We start from the raw sequence: 15109 nt of genomic DNA on the forward strand, positions 1-15109 counted from the left end.
ATTTTTCATTGTCAGATAATTTAATAATTAAAATCCAAGATTTACACCCACAGTGGCTATACGCTGCTGCGGCTGGCCATTGAAGTCAACTCCCAGGTTGCTGTTAGTGCCTGTAATGTTAGTATAAGTCTCAGGATCCAGGCCAGAGTACTTTGTGAATACAAGGGCGTTCTGTAACTGAGCGTACACTCTTAGGCGGTTAACTTTAGCACGTTGCGTAAGCGCTGTAGGCAGGGTATAACCTAAAGTCAGATTGCTCAACTTTAAGAAATCGCCACTCTCTACGAAACGGGTAGAGGATTCACTTACACGGTTGATAAAGTTACTGTAAGCGGCACCGGCTGCTAACTTTGGAGTCTGTCCATCACCAGGGTTTTCCGGGCTCTGCCATCTGTCCAGTATTTCTGCACCGTTGTTCTCAAATGCCATCGTTAACAGATCCTGGCGCGTACGGTTCATGATCATATTACCACCAGAGAAGCGGAAGAATACGTTCAGGTCGAAGTTGCCATACTTAAAGTTGTTATCAAAACCACCAAACCACTTTGGAAGCGTTGTACCAAGAATTTCTTTGTCTGCAGTAGTTAAAGAAGTTCTTGTACCATACACTGCTGGGTTAGCTGGGTCGTATCCGTAATATACACCGGCTGCTATTGCTGGTGTTCCGGTTGCAGTGTTTGCAGGCACACCTGTAATGTTACCTTGTACTAAAGTGCCATCTGCCTTACGATAGATAGGGTTACCGTTTGCCATGTTCACACCCTCATAGTTGTAACCATAGATGGCATTGATAGACTCGCCTTCGCGGTGGATGGTGTATTCATACACAATGTCCTGTCCCTCCACAAGTTCTTTAATTTCATTGCGCTGCGTAGAGAAGTTCAGGCTGGAGTTCCAGCTGAAATTAGAAGTGCTTAAAACAGCACCTGAAATAGCAAACTCAAGACCATCATTTACAATACGGCCAATGTTTCTGCTGATGCTGTTTCCTGGTACACCCAAAGAAGGAGGCGTCGGCGCATTCAGCACGATGTCTGAGTTGTCTTTTTTCCAGTAGGCCATTTCTAGGTTAATGCGGCCGTTGAACAAGCCTAAGTCTAAACCTATATCAGAAATCTTCTGAGACTCCCACCTAAGGTCCGGGTTAGCCGTATTGCTGTAAGAGATACCGTTCTGAGATCCGTATTGCGCAGAACCAAATGTACCTAAATAAGGATAGTTACCATCGATATCCACGTTACCTACTTCAGCATAGCTACCTCTTATTCTCAAGTCGCTAAGTATGGTGGAGAAAGCAGCATTTTTGAAGAAGTCTTCTTCAGAGATTCTCCATGCAGCAGACACACCCGGGAAATATCCCCAACGGCTATCAGCAGGAAGCTTAGATAAACCATCCGCACGAATTGAACCACCGATATAATACTTACCTGCATAGTTATAGTTAAAACGAGCCATATAGGAAGCAAGACCGTTTTCACCGATACCACCAAAAGCAAACTGGTTAGCAAAGGCACCACTCACAAGGTTCTCACGGAAGAAACGGTCCGCAAGGCCAGTTCCCTGTGCCTGGAAGAAGCGGTTTCTGGTTTTAGTGTATTCCTGCACCAAAGTTGCATCAATGTTATGCACTTCGCCCAGTTGCTTGTTGTAGCTCAGGATGTTCTGCAGGTTCCAACGGTTGATTGGCGTGTAAGCCTGAGAAAGCGTACCATTAGATCCCTGACCATCACCGTGACGTGGGTCGTTATACAGGAAGTCTTCGGTCATGCTCAAGTCGGCACCAAGCATTGTTTTGAAATGCAGATTGTCTACTATTTTAAAGTCCAGGTAAGCATTTCCAAGTCCACGGTAGCTGATTGATTTACGCAGGTTGTTGTCCAGCACAAAACGGATGTTTGGGATACCATTGGCTATAGTGGCGGTGTTTGGTCCGCGGCCAAGTGATCTTGGGTTTACCTCATCAATGTTGTATCCTGTTGGATGGTTCGGGTCATATACCGGCACGTTTGGGTGCATACGGATAACGCTGAACATATTACCAGACAAGCTGTTAGAACCCGTTAAAGGGCCTTCGTTGATCTGGTTGGACAAGCCGGCTTGAATACCAAAGTCGAGCCAGTCTGTAACCTTTGTTGTCATGTTCGTTCGAACTGTGTAACGCTTCAGGTTATTAGCACGTCCTATACCTTCCTGATCAGTGTAACCTAAAGAGAAATAATATGTGTTTCTGTCAGTACCACCACTAGCTGAGAAAGCGTGGCTTTGCTGAAGGGCAGTGCGGAATACTTCTTTGTTCCAGTCTGTGTCCGACTCTCCCAAATTTGCTGGTTCAGTCTGACCTATGTTTCTGTATTTCTCATTTGTTATTTCAACAAACTCTGCTGCATTCAACAGATCGTGTAGTTCAATTGCCTTGGCAGTACCAGCCCATCCGTCGTAAGAGAACTTAGCTTGACCAGCTTTACCGCGCTTTGTAGTAACTAATATAACACCGTTTGATGCACGGGAACCGTACACAGCCGTTGCAGCACCATCTTTTAATATTTCGAAAGACTCAATATCGTTCGGGTTGATGTCGGCAAGCGCGTTTGCCGGCGTAAAACCACCCAAGTCTCCAGTAATAGCAGGTACACCATCAATTACGATAAGTGGCTGTGTGCTGGAAGAAATAGAGTTTACACCGCGGATGTTGATTTTAGGAGGAGCTCCCAGGATACCAGATGGCTGCGTGATTTGCACACCAGAGGCACGACCAGCGAGCTGCTGATCAAAGCTTGGAGTAGCTAAATTGGCTATCTCCTCTCCTGATACCTGTGCAATAGAACTAGTCACGTCTCTTTTCAGCTGCGTACCATATCCAACTACCACAACCTCTTCCAGTTGCTTGTTGTCTACTGCCAGTGCCACATTAATAGCACTGCTGTTGCCAACTGGCCGCTCCACAGTCTGGTATCCAATGTACCTGAACACGAGTGTGTTTGAGCCTTCAGGTACGTTTACTGTAAAATTGCCATTGGGACCTGTGGCCGTTCCTACAGTGGTACCTTTTACGATTACAGCTACACCGGGTAGCCCTTGTGATGTGGCCTGGTCGGTTACCGTTCCAGACACCGTTTTGCTCTGTGCATATGCTTGTTGTAGAAGCGTAAGCACGAAAACAAAACTCATGAGTAACAATTTTCTCATTTGTTGTTAGTAGTTAGATTGATTAAGTTAATTGAGTTTGGTTTATTGTAATATTTGGGTAATACTTTTCCAGTAGCACTTTATGAGTGCTCAATAATAATAGTCAGGGAGTATAAAACACCTGGCAGTATTAGGTCTTTCTCAAGTTTTATTGAAGCTTTTTCTGCTACGGGCCTTACAACAGACTACAGTAAACTAACACAGGGAATGGAGTTGAATTAGGATACCATGAATCATCTGCTATTTTTTTCGCGCCGTACGCTAATGTTTATTACCGTTTCCCAATATTATGTATTAACAAATACAAAAACAATAGCGGCAAAAAAAATAAATTTTCCATCAAACAAACGAATCTATTGATGTTACAACAAAAACAACATACATCCTTTGTTATATCCATCAACAAACATATCTTTTTTCTGAGCAATCACTTACCAACTATAACAAATTGTATTTATTCGTTAATAACTAATTCATATTGTTATCAAAATGAAATATATCATGATAAGTTTGTTGCCGAAAAGAAACCCATCAGTAGTTGATATATAAGTGTTTGTATTGAGAAATTAAAATACCTCTTCTTCCTGTTATACTTTCTCCGGGAATAAACGCTTGTAAAGTATTACCTTAAAATATGTGCAATTGCTTTAAGTGAGGGCTAATGGTTCTCCTAAATATGTACCGGACATAAACAGAAAAAGGCACCGTAAATGGTGCCTTTTTCTGTTTAAACTTCTACACAAATAGCTTAGGCCTGCATCAGGTACGCTTTGATATACTCATCCAGGTCTCCATCCAGCACGTTCTGTACATCGCTACGCTCTACACCCGTCCGAATGTCTTTGACAAGCTTGTAAGGGTGCAGCACATAATTCCGGATTTGTGAGCCGAAATCGATGCGCTTTTTGGTGCTCTCGATGCGGTCACGCTCCTCATTTCGCTTTTCTATCTCTATCTGGTACAGCCGGGACTTCAGCATGCGCAGCGCGTGCTCTTTGTTCATGAGCTGGGAACGTTCAATCTGGCACTCAATCACAATACCCGATGGCTTGTGCTTCAGGCGCACGGCTGTCTCTACTTTGTTCACGTTCTGGCCACCGGCACCGCCCGATCGGAAAGTGTCCCAATCGATATCACTCGGGTTGATCTCGATATTGATGGTGTCGTCTACTACCGGGTAAGAAAACACCGAGGCAAACGAAGTATGGCGACGGCCACCGGAGTCAAACGGTGAGATGCGCACCAAGCGGTGTACCCCTATTTCAGATTTCAGGTAGCCGTAGGCAAAGTCGCCGGTTATCTCTAAGGTAGCGGACTTTATACCGGCACCGTCACCCGGGTTATAGTTGATTTGCTTCACGCCGAATTTATGGGACTCCGCCCACATGATGTACATGCGCATCAGCATCTCGGCCCAGTCCTGGCTCTCTGTACCGCCGGCACCTGGGTTTATTTCGATGATAGCGTTCAACTGGTCTTCCTCGCTGCTCAGCATGCGCTTGAACTCAAGCCCCTCTACTGCGTCAGTCGCTTTTTTGAACTCCTGTTTAATATCCTCTTCCGAAACGTCTCCCTCTTTGTAAAAATCAAACAGCACCTCAAAATCGGAGAGCGCCTTGTCTACCTCCTCGTAATGGTCTGTCCACACTTTAATGGATTTGATTTCTTTAAGGACCTTTTCCGCAGCTTTCGGGTCATCCCAAAAATCAGGGGCAGTGGTTTGCTTTTCTGTTTCTTCTATCTGTTGTCTCTTGGTATCGTAGTCAAAGATACCTCCTCAAGGCCTCAACTCTGGCCTTTAATTCCTTAACCTGTTCAGTTGTCATGGGTTATAGTTTATAAAAAATGTATGAAATTGTTAAAAGGCAAAATGCTGGAGTACAAACCATAGCAGCCTATACTCCAGCATGTTGTGCATATGTTATACCTTACAGGCTAATTTTATGAACCCAGTTGTGTGTATCCGGGGCCTGGCCTGTTCTTACTTTATCTAATTCGGCAGCTACCTTGTTAGAGATTTCACGCCCCTCCACAGGAGGCAGCTCATAATCCTGCCCATTATGGTGAATCAGGGAAATCTGGGAAATTATAGCTGCTGTTCCCGTTCCGAAAGCTTCTGAAAGCTTTCCATTCTTCTGCGCCCCAATGACTTCGTCAACAGCAATACGGCGCTCTTCTACCGTATAGCCGAGGTCTTTTGCCACCTGCAGCACACTGTCGCGGGTAACACCGTGCAGAATGCTGGTGCTCAGGCTTGGAGTAACCAGCACACCGTTTATCACGAACATCACGTTCATGGTACCTGATTCCTCTATGTATTTGTGCTCCTTGGCATCAGTCCAGATAAGCTGGTCGTAACCTTTCTCCTGCATTTTACGGGATGGCAGCAGTGCCGCCGCATAGTTACCTGCCGCTTTGGCATAGCCCGCTCCGCCTTCTGCTGAACGCACATAATTAGGTTCCACCGCCACCTTCACCGGCTTATCGTAGTACTTGCCTACCGGGCAGGTGATGATCAGAAAACGGTAGTTTAGAGATGGCCGCACACCAATGTAGTCGTCGGTGGCAAACATCAGCGGACGGATGTATAGAGAACTTCCTTCCTTGGACGGCACCCATTCTGCATCTGTGCGCAACAACTGGGTAAGTCCTTGCATAAAAAGCTCTTCCGGCAACTCCGGCATGCACAAACGCTCTGCCGAAGTGTTCAGGCGCTTATGATTGGACAGGGGTCTGAAAAGTAGAAGGTCATTATTTTGGCCACGGTATGCTTTCATCCCTTCAAAAAGGGCCTGGCCATAGTGCAGGGAAGAAGTAGCAGGGCTCAGCGACATGTTACCGTATGGCAGCACCTGTGGGTTTTGCCATGCGCCGTCTTTGTAGTCCACCACAAACATGTGGTCGGAAAAAGTCTTCCCAAACTGAAGATTGTCAAAATTTACCTGCGAGATGCGTGATTGCTGCACACGCTCTGTAGGTATAGTTAGAGTATCAACTGACATATAATTAGGTTTATGCTTAAATTTATTCAGATATGTTTTATCAGATGCGCGGCTTCCAGGTAATTTCCTCCGCCCCGAGCTCCTGTGTCATTTTACGGCAAAGTGCGAACAGATAGTCGGATAATCTGTTCAGATATTTTATCACCAGGTCCTCTACCGGCGAAAGCTCCTGTAAATGAATGGCTATACGCTCGGCACGGCGGCACACGCAACGGGCTATATGGCAAAACGACACGGACTGATTCCCGCCTGGCAGCACAAAAGCGCGCAGGGGCGGCACTTCGGCTGTCATGATATCAATCTCCTGCTCCAGTAGGGTTACATCCTCTTCGTGCAGGTCAGGGGTTTTCATTTTTGATTTCTCAGGATCAGTAGCCAGGAGGGCACCAATAGTGAAAAGTCTGTCTTGTATCTCTTTCAGGATAGTGGCACGTTCGCTGTTCACCTCCTGGTCACGCACCAGCCCGATGTAAGAGTTCAGTTCGTCTACAGTACCATAAGCCTCTATGCGCAGATCAGATTTAGCCACACGGGTTCCTCCTATAAGGGAGGTGGTGCCTTTGTCGCCTGTTTTTGTGTATATTTTCATTAAGAGCCTGTTAATTTTGTTTTTGAAGCTAAAATGGGTGATTCCAGGTTTTGAAAACACGCATTTGCAGCTCAAAGGTAAAACTTAAAACAAACTTTAATGTTGTTCTGCCTGTAGTCTGGTGGCGGTAGCGATATCCTCATTTATCGTATCAGACTCTATCAGGCCGTCGCGCATTCTGATGATGCGGTGTGCGTATTTGGCAATATCCTCTTCGTGCGTCACCATAATAATGGTGTTACCCTTGGAGTGCAGGTCTTCAAACAACTCCATAATCTCGTAAGAGGTTTTTGAGTCGAGATTACCTGTCGGTTCATCGGCCAGTATGATGCTTGGGTTGTTGATGAGGGCGCGGGCAATGGCTACACGCTGCCGCTGACCACCAGAGAGTTCGTTTGGCTTGTGCTTGCCCCTGGTGCCGAGGCCCACGCTTTCTAGCGCACGCTGTGCCTTCTCCTCCCGGTCGCTCTTGCCGTAGCCTGCATAAATCAGCGGCAAAGCCACGTTCTCCAGCGATGTTTGCCGCGGCAGCAGGTTAAAGGTCTGGAACACGAAGCCTATTTCTTTGTTGCGCACCTCTGCCAGCTCATTGTCGGTCATGTTGCTCACATCGTTGCCGTTCAGGATATAGGTGCCGCCGGTGGGTGTGTCGAGGCAGCCGATAATGTTCATGAACGTGGACTTGCCGGAGCCAGAAGGTCCCATAAAAGCCACATACTCGCCTTTAGAGATTTTAATAGACACTGATTTGAGCGCGTGGATGGTCTCCGCCCCCATTCGGTATATCTTTGAGATGTCGTGCGTTACAATAAGCGTGTCCATACGTTTTTTTCATAGTTGCCAGTTGTCAGCACGGGTCTCAACTTCCTGGCGTTTTTGGTTTAACTTCTTTATAAATGTACTGTATTCTGAAGAAGGAAGCAAATTCTGCAACGTTTCCTGTGCCTGCTCAGCATAGGTATATAACCCCTGGTCCAGGCTCTCCAGCGCATACGCTTTATAGAGCTCTGCCGCATAAGGATTATAGGTGATACCGCTCAGGAGAATGTTATAGGCTGTCTCTCCTTCCGGCTTATATCTGTCAAAAAAATTTGCTGCTGCCAACACCACTTCTTCATCATACAGAAGCATTTTCAGGGCCTGCTCATACCTCGTGGCGGCTTCTTCTGTGCGCCCCTTCTCTTCTGCGATACGGGCTCTAAAGTACAGCCGCTGGCGCTTATCGCGGTCTGTCAGGTACAGCTTGTCCATTCTGTTAAGCACGGCATCGTAGTTTCCGGCATACAGCCACACCTTGAGCTGCTGCAGGTTCAGGGCCGACCGGAGTTCCCCTTCCGGCTGCAGCCTGGGTGCTGTTTCTTTTATCGCCTCGTAAGCTGCCCTCCAGTCTTTCCGGCCAATCAGGTAATCTATACGTGCTATCATAGCCCGGCGCTTCAGGTCTTTCTCTTCTACCGCCTGCACCAGTATGTTCACCTCCTCCAGGCTCAGTTGCGGCAAGCGGGTTAACAGGTACTGCACCTTGTCCTTGTCCGGCACCTCTGTCACAATCGTCTTTACATCCTGCTGCAGCACCTCTGCCAGGTCCTGTGCCACGGCAACCGCAGCTTCGTTCTCGGTGAAGGCCACCTCCTCCAGCGCCGCTGTAGCGGCCTCCGGCTGGTTTGCCAGCGCCAGCGCATAGCCCTGGCTCAGGTAGGCTTGAGTATAACCCAGGTCTTTGGCCTGCTTGAAGTAAGCGGCCGCAGCCCGGTAGTTTTCTTCTTCCAGCATCCACTGGCCAAGGGCATTATAGTAATAGCCACTGCGCCGCTCCGACTGCAGCGCCAGGTTCTCAACCACTCTCCTGCCCTCTCTTGGCAAGCCGTTGTAGTGGTGCACCAGCCCCTTCAGGTACAGCAGGTCTTCGTGAAACAGCTGGTTTGCAGGCGACGCGAGGTAATTATCGATTGCCTCAAGCCGCGTAGTATCGCCTTTGTTGAGCCTGCTGATGGTCTGGTTATAGAAAAGCGTAAAGTCCTCCACTGCCTGTATGGAATCCGGCATAAAGGTGTCCTCGTTTTGCGGATCCCTGCCCAGCAGTTGCCGCAAAGCGGCCATGTTGCTGCGAAGCGACTTGGCTTTGCCTTTCCGGCTTTCCTCCAGCACCACTTTGGCAGGGTCCAGCATGGCCTGCCGCGTGTAATAGGCCAGGCGGTTGCTGCGCACAAAATCATTATCTGAATTATACTCCTGCGCCATGTCAAAATAATACTCGGTGCTGTCCTGCACGCTTGTCTGGGAGTAAAGCAAAGCCAGGTTATTATAGATCTCGCCGCTTTCCGGAAACCGCTCCGCGCCCTGCTGCAGCACGTACAGCTTTTCGAAGAAGAACTGCTTTTCGTCGTAGAGGTTCGCGAGGCGCACGTATATTTTCGGGTTCGGGCGCTTTTCCAGCGCGTCCTTTAGCCGTAAAATTTCATTGTTTACCTGCGCATCCTGACGGTGCATGGCGGCCAGGCTATAGTTAGCTTTCACATTGTTGGCGTCATACAGATCGCTTTCCTCATAGAACCGCTGCGCCAGAATATCATTTCCGGAAGCAGAATACAGATCGCCAAGGTAGTTGTAGTAACCTGCCTGCACATGAAAATAAGAACGGTACTGCGTGCGCATCACCAGTATAACACAGGCAATCAGGCTCATCAGGAAAAAAGAGAAAAGGGAAAAGCTCTTCGGTTGATACACCACTTTGTACACCGGCAGGCGCTGCTCTATGAGTCGCCCGAAATTGATCATGATGTAGAGGAAGAAGCCTATTCCAAAGGCAAGGTGCGTATACACGATCATGTCGTGGTAAAACACAGTGAGCGGGTCGTTGGCTGTGGCGAAGGCGTACCCAATGCTCAGGAAGGCAATGGTAGCGAACACCAAGTACAGCACAGCACCTGTCGGCCGGAACAGGAAGAGCGGCTTATAGTACTGCTCCCGCTGCCGCATTCCCCAAAAGCCTGCCACTGCTGATAGCAGCAGAATGAAATAGCCGTTAATGTAAAACAGGTCTAGCTGCAGATACCCTACATGCCGAAGGTAAAGTAACACCAGGTTGAGCAGGTAAAGCACACTGACCAGTATGAACTGCCACATACTAAAACGCCGCTCCGGTGTCTTTGCCTGTGTATTAATCCAGAGCAAGGCGTTTATATTTTCGTAAGCTACCCACAGTATAAAGAGCACAGTAGCTACCAGCGTACCAATTGTGCTATAGTTTACCAGGTGCAGCGTTACCAGTTCCGCCGGGAACTCTCCCCCTCGGTAAGTCAGCAGCCCGATCAGCAGCACCACAAATAGCATCGCCAGCAGGCGCAGCGAAAAGTTGACTCCTTTCCAAAAAGCTTGAAAAGCATAACTGCTGATGGCCAGCAAGGCAATGGCTATGAGCAGCAACTGGCTGGAGGCATTGCCAAAGGCACCCAGCACATCGAAGTTGAAGGTGGCCAGGAACAGCATCAGCAGCAGTATGCTGCCAAAGTAAGGCAACTGCTTCATGGTGCTGATGGCCGCAGTATAAAAGGCAACGCAGAGGGCCAGAATACCCAGCATAAGCGTTGCGGCCACTGTGTTTATGGTGGGCAGCGCTACATCATACTGTTCAAACAGAAGATAGCCGTCAGCAGAAAGGGTAAAAGGCTCGAGGAGGCGCGTTACCTCATGCACCGGCACGGGCACTATTTGCAGGTCTGTGATTTTATCCCAGCCAAAGGCAAGACTCTCTCCGCTAAAATAATGGTAAACGCCCAACAGCAGGGCCAGCGCACCCAAAAGGAGTAAAAAAAGATAGGGATACCTTATAGTAGTATCCCAACCTTCCCAAAACTTAATTTTATTCATATGTAGGTTAGCAGACTACTCCAGTACTTTCGGAACCCGGAAGTAATCAGAGTCTTTTTTAGGGGCATTTAACAGCGCCTCTTCATGTGTAACAGTATTTCTGGCAGCATCCTCGCGCAGCACGTTCACCTCTTCCGACATGTGCGTTAAAGGCTCCACGTTCTCTGTGTCCAGCTCGCGCAGCTTGTCCATCCAGTTCAGGATCTTGTTCAGGTCCTGCAGCATTTCCTGCTCTTTCTCTTCGTTGAACTCAAGCCTCGCTAAGTGTGCTAATTTTTTTATAGTCTGAATATCCGTTGACATATATCTTCTTGTGTTTCGTTATCTCTGTCTGAATGATGTTAAATACCCGTGCCTTTAACTCCGGCAGGTCCTGTAAGGTCATGCCTTTTGTCTGGATTGGCTCGTGCACCACTATTTTAAGCGGATGCCAGCGTACTTTCAGTTTGCCTTCTAAGTCTGGCAGAAAGTGCTGGTTGTAGGGCATCGTTACAGGCACCACTGGCAATTGCCTTTCGATAGCCAGCTTAAAAGGCCCGTCCTTAAACTCCATCAGCTTCTCGCCGGCAGTTTTCGGTATGGTTCCTTCCGGAAAAATGGCCAGGCTGCGCCCCTGCTCCAGCGTTCTCACAGACTTGATGTAACTCCGGGCACTGCTTACCGGGTTTCTCCGGTCTACCGTAATATAAAGTGTTCCATATACCTTCCCCCAAAGCGGCACCTTTGCCAGGGAGCTTTTACCTACAAAGTTAAGAAACCCGGGGATGGTATGCAGCATCATCGGGATATCGAGGTAAGAACTGTGGTTAGGCGTGAAGATGTACTGCTGCTTCGGGTTAAGCTTCGCCCGGCGATCTACTATAAGCGGAGCCAGAAACATGCGCAGGAAAACAGTAGACCAGCCACGGTTTATATTATGCACGTGGCGCCACCACTTCTCCTTCCGGAGCAGGAAAGCCTGGAGCGGATAGGATACCACAAACGGCAGTACAAACCAGGTGACGCACCAGGTAGTGTAGATTCGATGTGATACGTATTTAATGGCTTTCATACATCCAAATGTAAGCATTATCCCTAATTGTACAAATCGGCCAAGCAGCCTGCCACACAGGGCACAGTCCTAACGACAAAGCTGCGCTGGTGGTATACCCGTTACCCTGGTTGCTGCAGGAGCAATGCCGCCTTCAGAATACCTGCCACGCTAATGGCATCTGTTATCTCGTTGTTCATGGCCATGCGCACCGCCTCCTGAAAAGGTAACCGTTTTATGTGCAGTTCCTCTGTCTCTTCAAATGCTGTTTCGCCTGCTGTTAGTTCCTGGGCCAGGAAAACAAATCCTTCTTCGTTGGTAACAGAGTTAGACGTGTGCAGCCGCATCATGTTTGTCCACTTAGCAGCCGTATAGCCCGTCTCCTCCTGCAACTCCCGCTTCGCCGACTCTAAAATATCGTTTTCCAGCAGGCCGCCACCCATCGGTATCTCCCAGGAATACTCGTTCAAAGCATAGCGGTACTGCCCTACCAGGTAAGTATACCCATCATCATCTATCGGAATGATACCAATGGCTTTGTTTTTCATGCTCACTACACCGTAGATGCCTTGTCCGCCTTTTGGGTTCAACACCTGGTCTTCACGCACTTTTATCCAGGGGTTTTCATAGACTTCCTTTGAGGACAGGGTTGTCCAGGGGTTGTGTTGTTCGTCGATCATAGCGGTTGTTCTTTGTGCAGCAAATATAGTTGAATTGTTCTTTAGGCTTGTCAAGTTCTCCTGCTGAAGGAGCTATGAAAATTTGCTATAAATGTTCTGTCTAAGCTGCCGTACTGGCAGTTCATCCAGCGACTCATGAGCGGCCTTTTCCATAGCTCGCCACATGCGCTCCACTCCCGCGAGGGCGCGTTTTCCCGTTCGGCGCTGTGTACATTTCCTGCCTAGCGGCTGCCACTAGCGTGGCACCGGAAATCTACAAGGCGCCTCTCAGGAAAACTGGAAAGGCTTTTTCTTCGAATTATAAAAGCCAGCACGGAGTGAAGGTGTTTCCAGTCTTTGGGTTGAGCGCCTGGGGGAAGGGGCCCTCTATTTGGAGATTTTTGGTGCCGCTCACGCGGCAGCGCCTTGGCGCCAAAAACTACCAGCGCGCTGCCCGAAGACGAGGCCTCTCGGCCTTGAGAGTTCAGAGAGACACAATGCAACTGTAGGTGAGCTGCCGCTGGATGAACAGTAACAACGGCAGCTTAGACAAACAATCTCAACTTGAACAAACTGCATCATAAAAAAGCCACCCCATCATTAGACGGAGCGGCTTTTTACTGTTTATAAACTGCAACAGATATTACCAGAGTCTGATTCTTTCTTCCGGCGCTTTGTAAAGCTTATCACCCGGCTGCACATTGAATGCTTCGTACCAGGCATCCATGTTTACGGGCGCACCAATCGTCCTGTACTGCCCTGGTGAATGCGGGTCCGTGATAATTTGCTGTGCCGCTGCTTCAGGAAGGATGTTACCTCTCCAAACCTGTGCCCACGACAGGAAGAAACGCTGATCAGGTGTAAAACCGTCAATCAATTCGTTAGACTTTCCTTGCTCTGTCATTTTAAAGGCTTCGTAAGCAGCACTCAATCCGCCTAAGTCACCAATGTTCTCACCCAGCGTCAGTTTACCGTTTACGTGGATAGTGTCCAGCACTGTGTAGGCATCATATTGCTCCTGCAGCGCCTTGGCTTTCTCTTCAAATCTGGCGCGGTCTTCTTCTGTCCACCAGTTGCGCAGCGTACCATCTTTGTCGTACTGGCTGCCGGAGTCGTCGAAGCCGTGCGAAATCTCGTGTCCGATTACAGCACCAATACCGCCGTAGTTCACTGCATCATCCGCATTTGGGTCGAAGAAAGGGAACTGCAGAATACCTGCCGGGAACACGATCTCGTTCATCACCGGGCTATAGTAAGCGTTAACAGTCGGAGCTGTCATACCCCATTTGGTTCTGTCCACAGGCTTGCCTAGCTGGCTTACCATGTCGTCATAGCCCCACTGGCCGGCATTGCGCACGTTCTGGAAGAAGGTTTTGCGGTTAACCTCCAGGCCATCATACGCCTTCCAGTTGTCAGGATAACCCACTTTTGGAGTAAAGGCGTGTAGTTTGGCCAGCGCTTTCTCTTTTGTGGTGGCTGTCATCCAATCCAAGTTGTTGATCCGGATTTCGTAGGCCTTGATCAGGTTACTGATCAATTCTTCCATTCTGGCTTTTGCCTCCGGCTTGAAGTGCTTCTTCACATACAGCTGCCCCAGCAGGTCACCAATGGTACCGTCTGTCAGGGATGACATACGCTGCCAACGTGGCGTCTGCACTTTCTGCCCGCTCAGTGCCTGTGAATAAGCAAAGTTGGCATCCACAAACGGCGTGCTCAGGTATGGAGCAGCTGATTTCAGCACGTTCCACTGCAGGTACTTCTGCCAATCTGTAACAGGTGTCGCTTTTACCAAACCGTCGAGTTCGTTAAAGAAAGCAGGGTTATTTACCAGGATGGTATCCTCGCCTGTTACCTTCATCTTTGCCATCATCGTCTTCCAGTCGATGTTCGGCGTGGTTTTGCTGAAATCAGAAACGGAGAATTTATTGTAAGTTTTGTACGGGTCGCGCATCTCTACACGAGCCATTTGTGCTTCGGCCATTTTCTTCTCGAGGTTGAAGATGGTCTCTGCGTTTTGCTGTGCTTTTGCCTGCGGAACACCTGTCAGTGTAAAGAGGGTCGTGATATATTGTTTGTACGCTTCCTGAATTTTCTTGCTGCGTGCATCATCTTTCAGGTAGTAGTCACGATCCGGCAACGTTGTACCGCCCTGGCTCAACTGCGGAACCATATTGTTGACATCTTTGCGGTCCTGGCCCACATAAAAGCCAAACATAGGAGAGCCTGCGCCCGATGTTCTCAGGTAAGCCACCTCGTTTAGTACAGCTTTTTTATCTTTCACTGCCCCTACTCTTTTCAGGTCTTTCTTAATTGGGGTATAACCAAGCTTGTCGATAGTCACGCTATCCATGGCAGCGGCGTAAAAATCGCCCACACGCTTTTCAACTGATCCCAATGCAGCATTTTTATTTGCAGCAGATTCGTTAAGGATATCCTGCACCGCTTTAATGTTAAAATCGCGCAGCAGGTTAAAGCTTCCCCAGCGGGTTTCTTTCGCCGGTACCGGGTTATTTTTAAGCCATGTACCACTCGCGTAGGTATAAAAATCATCGCCCGGCTTTACCGACACGTCCATGTTCGACTTATCGATGAATTGCTTTTGTGTAGCTGTAGCGTTGGTTTGCTGGGCAGTTGCTTCTACGCCATAAAGGGTAGAAGCACCAAAAAGTAGTAGTGTAAGATTTTTTTTCCAGTTCGACATATTTGTCAATGAAGGTTGTTTTGTGTTAGATTAGATAATTATTTAGTCTGTGAGTTTACCTGTTCGTCCTAT

10 protein-coding genes are annotated in these 15109 nt (G+C 48.3%); all 10 read right to left on the minus strand.

What is annotated here, in order from left to right; translation table 11 throughout:
- Window positions 1–27: 27 nt before the first annotated feature.
- A complete protein-coding gene (locus tag E1919_RS08100; protein WP_237144149.1) occupies window positions 28–3186 on the minus strand; it encodes a SusC/RagA family TonB-linked outer membrane protein in 3159 nt (1052 codons plus the stop codon).
- 748 nt (window positions 3187–3934) lie between these two features.
- Window positions 3935–5012 (minus strand): peptide chain release factor 2 gene (prfB, locus tag E1919_RS08105; RefSeq protein ID WP_162052857.1). Its coding sequence is split into 2 segments (ribosomal slippage): window positions 3935–4951 and window positions 4953–5012, totalling 1077 coding nucleotides; the frame shifts between segments, so codons are not numbered across the junction.
- A 102-nt stretch (window positions 5013–5114) separates the two neighbouring features.
- Window positions 5115–6188, minus strand: a complete 1074-nt coding sequence (locus E1919_RS08110) for a branched-chain amino acid aminotransferase (RefSeq protein ID WP_162052858.1) — start codon at window positions 6186–6188, stop codon at window positions 5115–5117.
- 40 nt (window positions 6189–6228) lie between these two features.
- Window positions 6229–6777: a cob(I)yrinic acid a,c-diamide adenosyltransferase gene (locus E1919_RS08115; RefSeq protein ID WP_162052859.1), complete on the minus strand. Its 549-nt coding sequence runs from the start codon at window positions 6775–6777 to the stop codon at window positions 6229–6231.
- A 96-nt stretch (window positions 6778–6873) separates the two neighbouring features.
- Window positions 6874–7599 (minus strand): ABC transporter ATP-binding protein, encoded by a 726-nt coding sequence (locus E1919_RS08120; protein ID WP_162052860.1) that lies wholly within the window; start codon window positions 7597–7599, stop codon window positions 6874–6876.
- A 9-nt stretch (window positions 7600–7608) separates the two neighbouring features.
- Entirely contained in the window at window positions 7609–10647 is a 3039-nt protein-coding gene (locus E1919_RS08125; protein WP_162052861.1) for a tetratricopeptide repeat protein, read from the minus strand.
- Between the two features lie 15 nt (window positions 10648–10662).
- Window positions 10663–10950, minus strand: a complete 288-nt coding sequence (gatC, locus tag E1919_RS08130) for an Asp-tRNA(Asn)/Glu-tRNA(Gln) amidotransferase subunit GatC (RefSeq protein ID WP_162052862.1) — start codon at window positions 10948–10950, stop codon at window positions 10663–10665.
- Complete coding sequence (locus E1919_RS08135; RefSeq protein WP_237144150.1) at window positions 10898–11698, minus strand: lysophospholipid acyltransferase family protein; 801 nt, start codon at window positions 11696–11698, stop codon at window positions 10898–10900. The genes gatC and E1919_RS08135 overlap by 53 nt, the downstream gene beginning before the upstream one ends.
- A gap of 101 nt (window positions 11699–11799) precedes the next feature.
- Entirely contained in the window at window positions 11800–12357 is a 558-nt protein-coding gene (locus E1919_RS08140) for an NUDIX domain-containing protein (RefSeq protein WP_162052863.1), read from the minus strand.
- Between the two features lie 622 nt (window positions 12358–12979).
- Window positions 12980–15037 (minus strand): M13 family metallopeptidase, encoded by a 2058-nt coding sequence (locus E1919_RS08145; RefSeq protein WP_162052864.1) that lies wholly within the window; start codon window positions 15035–15037, stop codon window positions 12980–12982.
- Window positions 15038–15109: the final 72 nt, after the last annotated feature.

Origin of the sequence: Pontibacter pamirensis, assembly GCF_010015475.1 — a bacterium.
GTDB lineage: Bacteria > Bacteroidota > Bacteroidia > Cytophagales > Hymenobacteraceae > Pontibacter > Pontibacter pamirensis.